18 protein-coding genes are annotated in these 15605 nt (G+C 61.3%); all 18 read left to right on the top strand.

Going from position 1 to position 15605, the window contains the following annotated elements; genetic code table 11:
- The first annotated feature begins 58 nt into the window (after positions 1 to 58).
- The 18 genes from rpmF (at position 59) to era (ending at position 15597) form a co-directional block, all read left to right on the top strand.
- The gene (rpmF, locus tag QOL82_RS18120) at positions 59 to 241 is read left to right on the top strand and encodes a 50S ribosomal protein L32 (protein ID WP_194713757.1); all 183 of its coding nucleotides are present in this window, start codon (positions 59 to 61) and stop codon (positions 239 to 241) included.
- A gap of 144 nt (positions 242 to 385) precedes the next feature.
- Entirely contained in the window at positions 386 to 1477 is a 1092-nt protein-coding gene (gene plsX / locus QOL82_RS18115) for a phosphate acyltransferase PlsX (protein WP_283443700.1), read from the top strand.
- The gene (locus QOL82_RS18110; RefSeq protein WP_283443699.1) at positions 1474 to 2460 is read left to right on the top strand and encodes a beta-ketoacyl-ACP synthase III; all 987 of its coding nucleotides are present in this window, start codon (positions 1474 to 1476) and stop codon (positions 2458 to 2460) included. The genes plsX and QOL82_RS18110 overlap by 4 nt, the downstream gene beginning before the upstream one ends.
- Before the next feature lie 28 nt (positions 2461 to 2488).
- Positions 2489 to 3421 carry an ACP S-malonyltransferase gene (fabD, locus tag QOL82_RS18105; protein WP_283443698.1) on the top strand — a complete coding sequence of 311 codons (933 nt, stop codon included), beginning with the start codon at positions 2489 to 2491 and terminating at the stop codon, positions 3419 to 3421.
- 11 nt (positions 3422 to 3432) lie between these two features.
- Positions 3433 to 4179, top strand: coding sequence for a 3-oxoacyl-ACP reductase FabG (gene fabG / locus QOL82_RS18100; protein WP_283443771.1), 747 nt, complete (start codon positions 3433 to 3435; stop codon positions 4177 to 4179).
- Positions 4180 to 4296: 117 nt separating this feature from the next.
- A complete protein-coding gene (gene acpP, locus QOL82_RS18095) occupies positions 4297 to 4536 on the top strand; it encodes an acyl carrier protein (RefSeq protein WP_283443697.1) in 240 nt (79 codons plus the stop codon).
- Between the two features lie 30 nt (positions 4537 to 4566).
- Entirely contained in the window at positions 4567 to 5814 is a 1248-nt protein-coding gene (gene fabF, locus QOL82_RS18090; RefSeq protein WP_283443696.1) for a beta-ketoacyl-ACP synthase II, read from the top strand.
- Positions 5815 to 5860: 46 nt separating this feature from the next.
- A complete protein-coding gene (locus QOL82_RS18085) occupies positions 5861 to 6364 on the top strand; it encodes a hypothetical protein (protein WP_283443695.1) in 504 nt (167 codons plus the stop codon).
- 83 nt (positions 6365 to 6447) lie between these two features.
- Complete coding sequence (rpoE, locus tag QOL82_RS18080) at positions 6448 to 7050, top strand: RNA polymerase sigma factor RpoE (protein WP_194713749.1); 603 nt, start codon at positions 6448 to 6450, stop codon at positions 7048 to 7050.
- 63 nt (positions 7051 to 7113) lie between these two features.
- Positions 7114 to 7686 (top strand): sigma-E factor negative regulatory protein, encoded by a 573-nt coding sequence (locus QOL82_RS18075; RefSeq protein WP_283443694.1) that lies wholly within the window; start codon positions 7114 to 7116, stop codon positions 7684 to 7686.
- Positions 7687 to 7691: 5 nt separating this feature from the next.
- Entirely contained in the window at positions 7692 to 8699 is a 1008-nt protein-coding gene (locus QOL82_RS18070) for a MucB/RseB C-terminal domain-containing protein (RefSeq protein WP_283443693.1), read from the top strand.
- A gap of 67 nt (positions 8700 to 8766) precedes the next feature.
- Complete coding sequence (locus QOL82_RS18065; protein ID WP_283443692.1) at positions 8767 to 10215, top strand: DegQ family serine endoprotease; 1449 nt, start codon at positions 8767 to 8769, stop codon at positions 10213 to 10215.
- Between the two features lie 84 nt (positions 10216 to 10299).
- Positions 10300 to 10551 carry a glutaredoxin family protein gene (locus tag QOL82_RS18060; RefSeq protein ID WP_283443691.1) on the top strand — a complete coding sequence of 84 codons (252 nt, stop codon included), beginning with the start codon at positions 10300 to 10302 and terminating at the stop codon, positions 10549 to 10551.
- Positions 10552 to 10697: 146 nt separating this feature from the next.
- Positions 10698 to 12491: a translation elongation factor 4 gene (gene lepA, locus QOL82_RS18055; protein WP_283443690.1), complete on the top strand. Its 1794-nt coding sequence runs from the start codon at positions 10698 to 10700 to the stop codon at positions 12489 to 12491.
- Positions 12488 to 13399, top strand: coding sequence for a signal peptidase I (gene lepB / locus QOL82_RS18050; protein ID WP_283443689.1), 912 nt, complete (start codon positions 12488 to 12490; stop codon positions 13397 to 13399). Before lepA ends, lepB begins: the two co-directional genes overlap by 4 nt.
- A gap of 58 nt (positions 13400 to 13457) precedes the next feature.
- Positions 13458 to 13796 (top strand): DUF4845 domain-containing protein, encoded by a 339-nt coding sequence (locus QOL82_RS18045; RefSeq protein WP_346772303.1) that lies wholly within the window; start codon positions 13458 to 13460, stop codon positions 13794 to 13796.
- A 20-nt stretch (positions 13797 to 13816) separates the two neighbouring features.
- Entirely contained in the window at positions 13817 to 14698 is an 882-nt protein-coding gene (rnc, locus tag QOL82_RS18040; RefSeq protein WP_283443688.1) for a ribonuclease III, read from the top strand.
- Positions 14695 to 15597 carry a GTPase Era gene (gene era, locus QOL82_RS18035; protein WP_283443687.1) on the top strand — a complete coding sequence of 301 codons (903 nt, stop codon included), beginning with the start codon at positions 14695 to 14697 and terminating at the stop codon, positions 15595 to 15597. Before rnc ends, era begins: the two co-directional genes overlap by 4 nt.
- Positions 15598 to 15605 lie beyond the last annotated feature (8 nt).

Below are 15605 nucleotides of genomic sequence, written 5' to 3'. Positions count from 1 at the left end.
CGGTCGGCATAGTAGTCGGATGTGTTAAAATTCAAGAACTTTTGGTTTAGGAGTTATCATGGCTGTTCAACAAAACAAGAAATCCCCGTCCAAGCGCGGCATGCATCGTGCACACGACTTCCTGGTGGCGCCACCGATTGCAGTTGAGCCGACCACCGGCGAAACGCATCGTCGTCATCACATCAGCCCGAACGGTTTTTACCGCGGTCGCAAGGTCCTGAAGACCAAGAACGACGAGTAATTCCAACCTTGTGCCAGGCTGAACGCGGCGTAACGAGTCCCAGGACTTGGCGCCGCTTTTTATATGCTCAAGCGACATCTTCTGTCATTTTGAATCACGCCAATTCTGGCCGATAATGCGGTTGGGCGAGGCACTGAAACAATAATGACAATTACACTTTCCATCGACTGCATGGGTGGCGACCACGGTCCGTCGGTCACCGTCCCCGCAGCAGTTTCCTTTCTCGCCGCAGAAGCCGGCGCGAACCTCATATTGGTCGGCAAGTCCGACGCCATCCAGGCCGAACTTCAAAAGCTCCGCGCCGTCGATCATCCACGCCTGTCGGTCGTCAATGCCAGCGAAGTGGTGACCATGGACGATCCGCTCGAGGTGGCCCTGCGCCGCAAGAAGGATTCGTCGATGCGCGTGGCCATCAACCTGGTCAAGGGAGGCCGCGCCCAGGCCTGCGTCTCCGCCGGCAATACCGGCGCGCTGATGGCCGTGTCGCGCTATGTTCTCAAGACGCTGCCGGGCGTCGACCGGCCTGCCATCTGCACCATCCTGCCGAACCAGAAAGACGGTCCAACCTACATGCTGGACCTGGGCGCCAACGTCGACTGCGAGCCGCAGCACCTGCACCAGTTCGCACTGATGGGTTCGGCGCTGGTGTCGGCAATGGAAGGCAAGGCCAAGCCCACCGTCGGCCTGCTCAATATCGGCGAGGAAGACATCAAGGGCAACGACCTGGTCAAGCGCACCGCGCAATTGCTGCGCCTCGACCATGAACGCGGCATCCTGAATTTCTACGGCAATGTCGAAGGCAATGACATCTTCGAAGGCACGACCGACATCGTGGTGTGCGACGGCTTCGTCGGCAACGTGGTGCTGAAAGCGTCCGAAGGCGTCGGCCGCTTCGTCAAGAATGCGCTGACGACCGAATTCAGACGCAACCCGCTGAACATGCTGGGCGCGCTGATCGCACGAGGCGCCATTACCGCGTTTTCGCGCCGGATGAATCCTTCCAGATACAATGGGGCCAGCTTGCTGGGCCTGCGCGGCCTGGTGTTCAAGAGCCATGGCGGTGAAAATGCCTACGGCTACGAGTTTGCAATACGGCGCGCGTATGAGGCCGTCCACCATGACGTGCTCAGCCGCATTTCCAAATCGATCGCGGAATTGATGCCTCAGCCGACGCCTGCCTCGCAGGGCCTTGAGGCGATGCCCCAACCGCAACTTACCGAAAACAAAACGGCATGACCCTCTACAGCAAAATCATAGGAACAGGAAGTTTCCTGCCGCCGAGGCGTGTGACGAACGAGGCGCTGTCGGCGCAGCTCGCTGAAAAAGGAATAGAAACGTCCGACGAATGGATCGTTTCGCGCAGCGGGATTTCGGCGCGCCACTATGCCGACCCGGACATGCAGTCCAGCGACATGGCCGTGATCGCCGCGCGCCGCGCGCTGGAGATGGCCGGCTGCGCAGCCAACGATGTCGACCTGATCCTGCTGGCGACATCGACGCCCGATTACTTCGGCGGCTTTCCAAGCACCGCCTGCGTCGTGCAGAACAAGCTGGGCATCACCAACCATAGCGCCGCCGTCGATATCCAGGCAGTGTGCAGCGGTTTCGTCTATGGCCTGTCGATGGCCGACAGCTTCATCCGCACCGGCATGCACAAGAAAGTGCTCGTCATCGGCTCGGAAGTCTTTTCCCGTATTCTCAATTTCGAAGACCGCACCACCTGCGTGCTGTTCGGCGACGGCGCCGGCGCGGTGCTGATGTCCGCCTCGGAAGAACCGGGTTTGCTTGCCACCAAACTGCATGCCGACGGCAGCCAGGCCGGCATCCTGTGCGTTCCCGGCAGCGTCAATGCCGGCGCCATCGCGGGCAGCGCTTTCCTGCACATGGATGGCCAGGCCGTGTTCAAGCTTGCCGTCTCCGTGCTCGAAAAAGTGGCGCATGAAACCCTGAACGCCGCCGGCATGCAGTCGTCCGACGTCGACTGGCTGATTCCGCACCAGGCCAACATCCGCATCATGCAGGGCACCGCGAAGAAGCTGGGATTGCCGCCCGAGAAAATGGTGGTGACCGTCGACCAGCATGGCAACACCTCGGCCGCGTCGATTCCGCTGGCGCTGGATAAGGCGATGCGCGACGGCCGCATCAAGCCCGGGCATATCGTGCTGATGGAAGGCGTCGGCGGTGGCTTTACCTGGGGCGCAGCGCTTGCGCGCATGTGACAGACTTATAATCCGGATATCGGACTGAATGATGAAATTTGCATTTGTATTTCCAGGACAGGGTTCGCAGGCAATCGGCATGCTCAATGGCTTCGGCGACAACCCGGTCGTACGCGAGACCGTGGCCGAAGCGTCGGAGGCCATCGGGATCGACCTGGCCAGGATGATTGCCGAGGGTCCCAAGGAAGAACTGGACCTGACGACCAATACCCAGCCGGTCATGCTGACGGCCGCCGTCGCCACCTGGCGCGCCTGGCTTGCCGCCGGCGGACCGGCGCCGGCACTGGTGGCTGGCCACAGCCTGGGCGAGTATTCGGCGCTGGTCGCGGCGGACTCGCTCGCGTTTGCCGACGCGGTGCCGCTGGTGCGTTTCCGCGCGCAGGCGATGCAGGAAGCCGTGCCGGTCGGGCAGGGCGGCATGGCGGCCATCCTCGGCCTGTCGGACGACGACGTGCGCGCTGCCTGCGCCGAAGCCGCGCAGGGCGAAGTGGTCGAGCCGGTCAATTTCAATGCGCCTGCGCAGGTGGTGATCGCCGGCCACAAGGCCGCCGTGGAGCGGGCCTGCGAGGCTGCCAAGGCCCGCGGCGCGAAGCGCGCGCTGGTCCTGCCGGTGTCGGCCCCGTTCCATTCGTCATTGCTGCGCCCCGCATCGCTGCGGCTGCAGGACTACATGGCCGGCCTGCAATTCGCCGCGCCGTCGATACCGCTGATCAATAATGTGGATGTTGCCATCGTCACCGACCCGGCAGCCATTCGCGATGCGCTGGTGCGCCAGGCGGCAAGCCCGGTGCGCTGGGTCGAAACCATGCAGAAGTTCGCGTCCGAGGGTGTGACCCATGTCATCGAGTGCGGCCCCGGCAAGGTGCTGGCCGGCCTGACCAAACGCATCAACAGCGACCTGACCGGCGACGCGATCGTCGACCAGGCATCGCTCGACAGAATCCTGGAGCTCGTCAAGTGACAACCAATACCCTGAACCTGGAAGGACAGGTCGCGCTGGTTACCGGCGCATCCCGCGGCATCGGACGTGCGATCGCCATTGAACTGGCCGCGCAGGGCGCAACCGTGATCGGCACCGCCACGTCGGAAGCCGGCAGCCAGGCGATTTCCCAGTACCTCGCGGAGACGCGCGAAGGCTGCGGGCGCGGCATGGTGCTCGATGTGAACGATGCCGAACGCTGCAATTCGCTGGTCGCGGAAATCCAGAAGGAATTCGGCAGCCTCTCCATCCTGGTCAACAACGCCGGCATCACGCAGGACCAGCTGGCGATGCGGATGAAGGACGAGGAGTGGGACGCGGTCATCGCGACCAACCTGACATCGGTCGCGCGGCTGTCGCGCGCGGTGCTGCGCGGCATGATGAAAGCCCGCCACGGACGCATCATCAACATCACCTCCGTGGTCGGCTCCGCGGGCAATGCCGGCCAGATGAACTATGCCGCGGCCAAGGCCGGCGTGGCAGGCATGAGCCGGGCCCTGGCGCGCGAGATTGGCAGCCGCAATGTGACTGTCAACTGCGTGGCGCCGGGCTTCATCGATACCGACATGACCCGTGCGCTCGAAGAGCAGCAGGTCTCGGCCTTGCTGCAGCAGATCCCGCTCGCACGGCTGGGCCAGCCGGCGGATATCGCGGCGGCGGTGGCCTTCCTGGCATCGTCGCAGGCTGGCTACATCACCGGCACCACGCTGCATGTGAATGGCGGCATGTACATGAACTGACAGGCGCGCGTTCGGCAGCTGCAAGGTCTGCTGAAACCGCCGGCAAATAGTAATTACTTGCGCGCAAACCTGATAAAATGCGCGCACTTTCTGCAACCCACCCTTTGGAGGCACAACATGTCGGATATAGAAACACGCGTCAAGAAGATCGTCGCTGAGCAACTTGGCGTCGCCGAAGCAGACATCAAGACGGAATCCTCGTTCGTTGACGACCTCGGCGCCGATTCGCTCGACACCGTTGAACTCGTCATGGCACTGGAAGACGAATTCGAAATGGAAATCCCCGACGAGCAAGCTGAAAAGATCACCACGGTCCAGCAAGCCATCGATTACGCCAAGGCGCACGTCAAGGCCTGATTCAGCATTGAACGACTCCAGGAGATTCGCTTGAGCCGCTCACAAAAGCGCCGCGTAGTAATTACTGGTCTGGGTTGCGTGTCACCCATCGGCAATACCGTTGCCGCTGCGTGGGAAGCCCTGATTGCCGGCACATCCGGCATTGCGACCATCACACGTTTCGATGCATCGGCCTTCAGCACGCGGTTTGCAGGCGAGGTCAAGGGTTTCCAGATCGACGAGTACATTCCTGCAAAGGAAGCGCGTCATATGGATACCTTCATCCACTATGGCATGGCTGCCGGCATGCAGGCGATGCAGGATAGCGGCCTCGAGGTCACGGAGGCCAACGCGGACCGGATCGGCGTGATCGTGGGCTCGGGCATAGGCGGATTGCCCATGATCGAGGAAACGCATGCGGAACTGGTCAGCCGCGGCCCGCGCCGCATCAGTCCATTCTTCGTGCCGGCATCCATCATCAACATGATCTCCGGGCACCTGTCGATCAAGTACGGCTTGAGAGGGCCGAACCTGGCCATCGTCACTGCCTGCACCACCGGCCTGCATTGCATCGGGGCGGCAGGTCGCCTGATCGAATATGGCGACGCCGACGTGATGATCGCTGGGGGCGCGGAGTCCACCATCTCGCCTCTCGGCCTGGGCGGGTTCGCTTCGGCCAGGGCGCTGTCCTCGCGCAACGACGACCCGGCGACCGCATCCCGTCCCTGGGACAAGGATCGCGACGGCTTCGTGCTCGGTGAAGGCGCCGGGGTCATGGTGCTGGAAGAGTACGAGCATGCGAAGGCGCGCGGCGCGCATATTTATGCCGAGCTGCTAGGCTTTGGCATGAGCGCGGATGCGCATCACATGACCGCGCCGCTCGAAGACGGCGATGGCGCAAGGCGCTGCATGATCTCCGCGCTGAACAATGCGGGCGTCAACACCGGCGAAGTCAGCTATGTGAACGCGCATGGCACGTCGACGCCCCTGGGCGACGTGGCCGAGACCATCGCCATCAAGCGTGCGCTGGGCGACCATGCAAAGAACATCGTGGTCAATTCCACCAAGTCGATGACCGGTCATCTGCTTGGCGGCGCAGGCGGCCTGGAAGCAGTCTTCACTGTGCTCGCGGTGAAGCGGCAGATTTCACCGCCGACCATCAATATCTTCAACCAGGATCCGGCATGCGACCTGGACTACTGCGCGAATGTTGCGCGGGAAATGCCAATCGACATCGCAGTCAAGAATTCCTTTGGCTTCGGTGGCACCAACGGGACGCTGGTCTTCGGCAAGATATGAAGCCCTGGTCCGTTTGCCTCATGGGCAGACGGACCGGCTCCCCGTCATGACCATTGCAGTATCTGTCGTGGTTAATCCTTCCAGAAGCGTACTACTCTCCATTTGCGCCATGGCGGCTGCTGCGGCATTGGCTGCCGTGCTCATCCTCGTCGGGGCTGATGAATTAAACCTGGCGACACGCCTTCAAATTTTCTCAATCGTCTCCATCTCTTCGGTAGCGGCAGTTTTTAGCGCGTGCCAAACCAGAAAAACGTTCCATATTGATATTTCCGGCATCGGACAAATCCGGTTGACGCAATATAGCGGGGTGTCCGTATTTCAAAAAAATGCGGGCCTGGCCTTAGACGGGCAATCGGGGCTGGTGGTTCACTTAAGTCCCGATTCAGTCTTGTGGCCGCAATTTCTTTTGCTGCGACTCAAACCGACCGCGGGAATGGGGCTTTCCATTCCCGTGCTGCCAGACTGTATCGGCGAAACGGGATTTGCCGAGTTGTCCGTTGCCCTTCGAACCATAGCGAAACGCAATGCTGACGGAAATATTATCGATTAACCGGAGTGTGGCTTGAACTTATCTTATTTCACCCAGTCAACATGTTGCCGCGTGCATGTTGCAATAAAACAAGGATATGGGGATTGACCACAGAACGCGACATTGATCAACTGCTAGTTGAGCGCGTGCAGCGCGGTGACAAGAGAGCGTTCGAGCTATTGGTCTCCAAATATCAGAGAAAGCTGATGCGACTGGTGTCGAGGCTCGTCCGCGACCAGGCTGAAGCGGAAGATGTTGTTCAAGAGGCTTTTATTAAAGCGTACCGGGCGCTCCCACAGTTCCGCGGTGATTCGGCGTTTTATACTTGGTTGTATCGAATTGGAATCAATACCGCGAAGAACTATCTGGTCACGCAGGGTCGTCGCGCGCCGACGTCTACCGAGGCCGATGCAGAGGAAGCAGAAACTTTTGACGACGGAGAGCACCTAAGGGATATCAACACGCCGGAATCGATGCTTGCTACCAAGCAAATAGCTGAAACCGTAAATGTTGCCATGGATGCATTGCCCGAAGAACTGCGCATGGCCATCACCCTGCGCGAGATCGAAGGCTTGAGCTACGACGAAATTGCCGAAGCGATGGGATGTCCGATCGGCACGGTCCGAAGCAGGATTTTCCGTGCACGCGAGGCAATTGCCGAAAAACTGAGACCTTTACTGGGTACTGCACTTGATAAACGCTGGTAAGAAAAAAAGTAGAACAACGGTTACTTTACAAGGGATTGGCTGTCAGTTTTGGCGAGGTTAACTATGGAAACGAAAAGCTTGGTACAAGAACGGGTGTCGGTTTTCGCGGATGGCGAGACCAGCGACGAGCAACTGGACATCGCATTGGCGGATCTGCGCAATGCGGAGGGGAAGGCCAGTTGGGAGCTCTACCATCAGATTGGCGACCTGCTCCGGTCCGACGAAATGGCAGTTCCCATGAGCGCCGGCTTCGCGGCGAGCATGGCGGCCCGCCTGGCCGCTGAGCCTGCGCTGGTGGCGCCCGTGCTGCCGGCACGCGCGCGGAAGACTGGCTTTCGCCGCATGGCCCTGCCGGGCGTGCTGGCCGCTGCGGCCGCCGCGGTGGCCTTCGTCGGCACGCCGCAGCTGATGGTTGCAATGCATGGTGGCCCAGGCTCGGGCGCCACGGTTGCCGTCGTCAGCGACAGCGGCGTCTCGCGGACCGCGCTGAATGTGAATTCCGCACGTGCCGGTGCGGTGCTGCGCGACCAGGGTATCGATGAATATCTGATGGCGCACCAGCGTTTCTCGCCATCGGTCTATAGCTCCGCGCAATATGCGCGTTCGGCAACGTTCGCAAATGAATCTGGTAAATAATCTTTATGCGGCGAACACTGGCCCTGTTTAAACTTGTTATTGCTGTCTCCAGTTTCATCGCCTTCAGTACGCAAGCCGAGCCTGCAATTTCCGGGGAAACCCGGGAAGCGCAGGCTCTGTTGCGAACAATACAGTCTGCGGCGCAAAAGCTGAATTACTCCGGCACCTTCATCTATCAGCAAGGCAGCCAGGTACGCACGTCCCGGATCACCCATCTGTCCGAAGGCAAGAACGAGCTTGAAAAGCTCGAAGTGCTCGATGGGCAGCCGAGGGAATACATACGCAGCAACGATGAAGTCATCTGCTACGTGCCCGACACGAAGACGCTGCTGGTCGAGAAGCGGGTTTCCCAGGACGTTTTCCCGGCGATCATCGCGGCGAACGCCGATGCGCTCACCGAGCATTACACGGTGCGCAAGGGCGAATCGGGCCGGATAGCCGGGTACGATTGCCAGTCGGTGATCCTGGAGCCCAAGGATGACCTGCGCTATGGCTATCGGCTGTGGGCCGAGAAATCGACCGGCCTGCTGCTGCGGGCGCAGACCGTCAACGAAGCCGGCGAAGTCATCGAGCAGATATCCTTCACCCAGCTCAGCATCGGCAACGTGGACCGTAACCGCGTGAAACCGACAATCGGCAATACCCGCGGCTGGCGCGTGGAAAACGCGGTCATGGCGCAGGCGGACCTGTCGAACTGGAACGTCAAGCGCATGCCCGCCGGTTTTCGCCGGACGCGGGAACTGAAGCGGATGGTGTCGGATGTTCCGGTCCAGACCGGCGCAGTACCCGCCCAGCGCGAGGTATCGCAGATCGTCTATTCGGACGGATTGGCGGCCATCTCGATATTCATCGAGCCGGGCACCCAGAGCCGCACCGAGGGTTCGCTGCAGCAGGGCGCGATGAATGTCGTCGGCAAGCGACAAGGCGAGTTTTGGCTTACCATCGTCGGTGAAGTGCCATCCACTGCCATACGGCAAGTTGCTAATTCCATTGAATATAAACCGAACAAGTAGCCAAATGAAAATTGCGTATCCCGTCAAGCGCCTCCTGTCCGTGTTGATAGTGGGCGCTGCGGGCGCCATGAGCGTGCCTGCAACCCTCGTATTCGCCCAGCCGGCGGCCGCCGTTGCGCCACCGGTGGCGGCGCCGTCCGCCAGCCTTCCCGACTTTTCCGACCTGGTGGACAAGGTTGGACCGGCGGTTGTGAACATCCGCACCACGGAGCGGGCGAAGATGGAAAGCCAGTCCGGGCTGCCGCCCGGCATGGACGACCCGGAAATGCAGGAGTTCTTCCGCCGCTTCTTCGGCGTGCCGGTGCCGCGCCAGCAGCAGCCCGACACCCCGCGCGGGCGCCGGCAGGGACCGCAGCAGCCGGAAGAGGAAACGCCGCGCGGCGTCGGCTCCGGTTTCGTGATCTCGGCGGACGGCTTCATCCTGACCAACGCCCACGTGGTCGAAGGCGCCGACGAAGTCTATGTGACGCTGACCGACAAGCGCGAGTACAAGGCCAAGATCATCGGCTCGGACAAGCGCAGCGACGTCGCGCTGGTGAAGATCGAAGGCAGCAACCTGCCAAGACTGAGCTTCGGCGATTCGAACAAGGTGCGGGTCGGCGAATGGGTGATTGCCATCGGTTCCCCGTTCGGCCTGGAAAACACGGTCACCGCCGGCATCATCTCGGCCAAGGCGCGGGACACCGGCGACTACCTGCCGTTGATCCAGACCGACGTCGCGGTCAATCCCGGCAACTCGGGCGGGCCGCTGATCAACATGCGCGGCGAGGTCATCGGGATCAATTCCCAGATCTACAGCCGTTCCGGCGGCTACATGGGCATTTCCTTCGCGGTGCCGATCGATGAAGCGATGCGGGTCTCGGAGCAGCTCAAGACCACGGGCCGCGTCACGCGCGGCAGGATAGGCGTCCAGATCGGCGAAGTGACCAAGGATGTCGCCGAGTCGCTGGGCCTGCCGAAGGCGAACGGCGCACTGGTCCAGCGGGTCGAATCCGGCGGCCCGGCAGACAAGGGCGGGATCGAGGCCGGCGACATCATCGTCAAGTTCAACGGCGCGCCGATCGAGAAGTCCAGCGACCTGCCACGCCTGGTCGGCAGCACCAAGCCGGGCGCCCGCTCGACGGTGACGGTCTGGCGCAAGGGCGCCGCGCGCGACCTGAACCTGACCATCGCCGAGATGGAGCCGGACAACAAGGTGGCCAAGCGCGAGGAAAAGAAGGCGAAGCCCGAGCAGGCGGTCAACACGCTGGGCCTGGTGGTCAATGACCTGACCGATGCGCAGAAAAAAGAGCTGAAGGTCGATGGCGGCGCGGTTGTCGAGACCGCCGAGGGCGCGGCAGCCCGCGCCGGGCTGCGGCCGGGCGACCTGATCCTGCGGCTCAACAATACCGACGTCAAGGACGGCAAGCAGTTCAATGCGCTGGTTTCCAAGCTCGAGCCGAAGAAGACCGTGCTGCTGCTGGTGCGTCGCGGCGAAGCGTCGCAATTCGTCACCGTCAAGCCTACCGGCCAGTAATCGCTAGCCTGGGCATTGCGCGGCAACCGCTGCGCAATACCCATTTTTCATTTTGGGGCGCACAGGGCGCCGGCAGTCCCGCAATTGACCCATTTCATTCTTTATTCCCGCACCTACTGTCACCTGTGCGACGACATGCTGCACGCGCTGCAGGCAATGCCGCAGGCCGCCGGGTTGCCGGTCGATGTCATCGACGTGGACGCCGACGAGGTGCTGCTGCGCGCCTACGACGAACGGGTGCCGGTGCTGATCGGCGTCGGGCCGGACGGCGTCGCCCGCGAGCTCTGCCATTACTTTCTTGACCCGCAGGCGGTCGCGGCTTTCCTTGCGGCGTAGCGATGGGAAGTTTCCGCATCGGCATGCAGTGAAATCCGGTAAAATGCGGCGCTGAACAACCCGCTGAACAACCATACCGTAGCAAGGCGCTCGCCTGGGGACAGGTTCCCCCTCAGAGCGCCTTTTTTGTAGCTGGCACCATGTCAATGAACAACATACGTAATTTCTCCATCATCGCGCATATCGACCACGGCAAATCGACGCTGGCCGACCGCATCATCCAGCTCTGCGGCGGCCTGTCCGACCGCGAGATGGAGGCGCAGGTGCTGGACTCGATGGATATCGAACGCGAACGCGGCATCACGATCAAGGCACAAACCGCTGCGCTGTCCTACAAGGCGCGCGACGGGCAGATCTACAACCTGAACCTGATCGACACGCCGGGCCACGTCGACTTCAGCTATGAAGTCAGCCGCTCGCTGTCGGCATGCGAAGGCGCGCTGCTGGTGGTCGACGCGTCGCAGGGCGTCGAAGCCCAGACGGTGGCGAACTGCTATACCGCGCTGGAACTCGGCGTCGAGGTGGTGCCGGTGCTCAACAAGATCGACCTGCCGTCGGCCGACCCCGAGAACGCCAAGTCGGAAATCGAGGAAGTCATCGGCATCGACGCCAGCGACGCGGTGCTGTGCTCGGCCAAGAGCGGCCTTGGCGTCCAGGACGTGCTGGAATCGCTGATCACCAAGGTGCCGCCGCCCAAGGGCGACCCGGACGCGCCGCTGCAGGCGCTGATCGTCGACTCCTGGTTCGACAACTATGTCGGCGTCGTGATGCTGGTGCGCGTGATGAACGGCACGCTGCGGCCCAAGGACAAGATCCTGCTGATGGCGCACGGCTCGCAGCACCTGGTCGAAAGCGTCGGCGTCTTCACGCCCAAGTCGGTCTCCCGCGAAACGCTGGCGGCAGGGCAGGTGGGTTTCATCATCGCCGGCATCAAGGAACTGAAGGCGGCGAAGGTCGGCGACACGGTGACGCTGGCGTCCCGTCCGGCCAAGGAGCCGCTGCCGGGCTTCAAGGAAGTGCAGCCGCAGGTGTTCGCCGGGCTGTTCCCGGTCGAGGCCAACCAGTACGACGCATTGCGCGATTCGCTGGAAAAGCTGAAGCTCAACGATGCGGCGCTGATGTACGAACCCGAAGTGTCGCAGGCGCTGGGCTTCGGCTTCCGCTGCGGCTTCCTCGGCCTGCTGCACATGGAAATCGTCCAGGAACGCCTGGAGCGCGAATTCGACATGGACCTGATCACCACCGCGCCGACGGTGGTCTATGAGGTCATCATGCGCGACGGCACCACGCTGATGGTGGACAACCCGTCCAAGATGCCGGACCCGTCCAAGACCGAGGAAATCCGCGAGCCCATCGTCACCGTCAACCTCTACATGCCGCAGGAGTATGTCGGTTCGGTCATCACGCTGTGCACGCAGAAGCGCGGTGTGCAGATCAACATGAGCTACCACGGCAAGCAGGTCCAGCTGACCTACGAAATGCCTATGGCCGAGATCGTGCTCGATTTCTTCGACCGGCTCAAGTCGACCTCGCGCGGCTATGCGTCGATGGATTACGAGTTCAAGGAATACCGTGCGGCTGACGTCGTCAAGGTCGACATGCTGATCAATAGCGAGAAGGTCGACGCGCTGGCGATCATCGTTCACCGGGCGAACAGCCAGTACCGGGGCCGCGCGGTCGCGGCGAAAATGCGCGAGCTGATTCCGCGGCAGATGTTCGACGTGGCTATCCAGGCGGCGATCGGCGCGAATATCATTTCCCGTGAGAACGTCAAGGCGCTGCGCAAGAACGTGCTCGCAAAATGTTATGGCGGCGACATCAGCCGCAAACGCAAGCTGCTCGAAAAGCAGAAGGCGGGCAAGAAGAGGATGAAACAGGTGGGTTCGGTCGAGATTCCGCAGGAGGCCTTCCTCGCAATTTTACAAGTGGACGAGAAATGAATTTGCAAGCCTTGCTGGGAAACTTCGCACTGATCCTGTTCATCTTGACGCTGGCGACCGGCGTGGTCTGGTTCCTCGACGTGTTCTACCTGTCCAAGCAGCGACGCGCCCGGGCCGACGCCGCACTGGCGGAATACGATGCCCGCAACGCCCGCCTCGCAGCCGATGGCGTGCCGCAGGACACCAATGGCCGAAGCGCGATTGCCGCGCGCCTGCTGCGGCAACCGACCTGGGTCGAATACTCGGGCAGCTTTTTCCCGGTGATCCTGCTGGTCTTCGTGCTGCGCTCCTTCCTGTTCGAGCCGTTCAAGATCCCGTCCAGTTCGATGGTCCCGACCCTGCAGATCGGCGACCTGATCCTCGTGAACAAATTCACCTACGGCATACGGCTGCCGGTCGTGAACAAGAAAATCATCGAGATCAACCAGCCGCAGCGCGGCGACGTGATGGTGTTCAAGTATCCGAAAGACACCTCGCTCGATTACATCAAGCGCGTGGTCGGCGTGGCGGGCGACAAGGTGGTCTACCGGAACAAGAAGCTGTCGATCAATGGCAAGGACGTGGAATACAAGCAGCTGCCGGATTACCTCGATGAGGAAAGCCTGACCTATTCGAAGCAGTTCGAGGAAAACCTGAACGGGGTGGCGCACAAGATCCTGAACGACCAGCGCGCACCGTCCTATGTGCCGAATCCGGATGCATTCCCGAGGAAGGAGCTGTGCACCTACAATTCGGAAGGATTCGCCTGCACGGTTCCTGCTGGACATTATTTCATGATGGGCGATAATCGAGACAACAGTCTTGACAGCCGGTATTGGGGCTTCGTCCCGGACGAATACATCGTCGGCAAGGCATTTTTCGTCTGGATGAACCTGGGCAATCTCAAGCGTATCGGCAGTTTTAGATAAGGTCGCGGGGAGCGAATCGATGAAAGTGTGGTCAAAGAAAAAGCAGGGCGGTCTCAGCGTGACGGGGCTGATCCTGGTATTGCTGGTCGGCTTTTTTGTCGCGGTGCTGGCTTTGCGCGTGGTCCCGTCGGTGACCGAATACATGGCGGTGAAGAAAGCGATCGTCGCAGCGAAGGCCGCCGGGAGCACGCCGCAGGAAATCAGGGCGGCGTTCGACCGGCAGGCTGATGTCGGCTATATTCAGTCGATCAGCAGCAAGGACCTGGATATCAGCAAGGAAAACGATGTCAGTTTTTCCTATCAGAAAGTGATCCATCTCGCGGGTCCGGCCAGTCTGGTGCTGGATTATGAAGGCAGCACCGCCCGGAACCGTCCCGCCAAAGCGGCTGAACAGTAAGCGCGCATGCGCCCGAAAACATGGATTTGACATTATTGCAGACGAGGCTGGGCCATACGTTCAAGGATGCGGCGCTGTTGCAGCAGGCCCTGACGCACCGCAGCCATAGCAGTCTGCATAATGAGCGCTTTGAATTCCTCGGCGATTCCGTGCTCAACTGCGCGGTGGCCTCGCTGCTGTTCGACCGCTATTCGAAGGTGGACGAGGGCGACCTGTCCCGCCTGCGCGCGAACCTGGTCAAGCAGCAGTCGCTGTACGAAATCGCGCAGCGCCTGGAGCTGTCGCAGTTCCTGCGGCTGGGCGAGGGCGAGCTGAAATCGGGCGGATTTCGCCGGCCGTCCATCCTGGCGGACACGCTGGAAGCCTTGTTCGGGGCCATCTTCCTCGATGCCGGCTTCGACGCGGCATGCAAGGTGATCCGGTCCCTGTATATCCCGATCCTCGATTCGGTGGACCCGAAGACGCTGGGTAAGGACGCCAAGACGCTGTTGCAGGAATATCTCCAGGGCAAGAAAATAGCGTTGCCGCAGTACAACGTGGTAGCCACGCACGGCGCCGCGCACAGCCAGGAGTTCGAGATCGAATGCCTGATCCCCAAGCTCGATATCCAGGTTTTCGGCACCGGCGGCAGCCGCCGCGCCGGCGAGCAGGCGGCAGCCAAGCTTGCGCTGGAAGCGGTGCAGAAGACGCTGGTGAAGACGCCGGCCGCGGCCCGCAAGACCCGGACGCGCACATCCCAATTGAAGCTTGCCGGTATAGCCACCGTCCAAGCCGAATTACCGATAGACGAACCTGCGCCGAAAATGACGCAAGATGCCGCTCCTGACGGCAAGCCAGCGGCCCAGGAAGGTGGTTCCAAGCCGGATCAGCCGCTGGCGGCCACTCACACGAAGACCGCATGACAGAACCTGTAGCAGCACCCGCGTTTCGTTGCGGTTATATCGCCATCGTTGGCCGTCCCAATGTCGGCAAGTCGACGCTGATGAATGCGCTGATCGGCGCAAAGGTCAGCATCACCTCGCGCAAGGCACAGACGACCCGGCACCGGATCACCGGCATCCAGACGTCCGAGCGCGCCCAGTTCATCTATGTCGACACGCCGGGTTTCCAGACCCGGCATGCGAACCCGCTCAACAAGAAGCTCAACCGCACGGTCACCGATACGCTGACCGCGTCGGACGTGATCCTGTACGTGGTCGAGGCCGGCACCTGGGGCCAGGCCGACCAGCAGGTGCTGGACCTGATCCCGAAGAACGTGCCGTGCATCCTGGTCATCAACAAGTCCGACCGGGTGAAGGACAAGAAGGCCCTGATGCCGTTCGCGCAGCAGGTCGCCGGCCTGTTCCCGTTCGCGGCGGTGGTGCCGGTGTCGGCCAAGCAGCGTTTCCAGCTGCAGTACCTGCAGGATGAAATCGAGCAGCGGCTGCCGGAAAACACGCCGGTATTCGACGCTGACGACATCACCGACCGCAGCGAAAAGTTTCTCGCCGCCGAGATCGTCCGGGAAAAGGTGTTCCGTTTCGTCGGCGAGGAATTGCCGTACACCAGCACGGTGCTGATCGAACAGTTCCTGCAGGAAGGCAACCTGCGCCGCATCTTCGCCGCGATCCTGGTGGAGCGCGACAGCCACAAGGCGATGCTGATCGGGCAGAAGGGCGCACGGCTGAAAGAAATTTCCACCCAGTCCAGGCTGGACATGGAAAAGCTGTTCGGCGGCCCGGTCTACCTGGAAATCTGGGTCAAGGTGAAGTCCGGCTGGGCAGACAACGAGGCCGGCTTGCGGGCCTATGGCTACGAGTAAGACGGCGT

The sequence above is a fragment of the Noviherbaspirillum suwonense genome, assembly GCF_900182955.1.
Taxonomy (GTDB): domain Bacteria; phylum Pseudomonadota; class Gammaproteobacteria; order Burkholderiales; family Burkholderiaceae_D; genus Noviherbaspirillum_A; species Noviherbaspirillum_A suwonense.
Note: the sequence above shows the minus strand (reverse complement) of the source record. Positions and strands in the feature narration are given on the sequence as shown.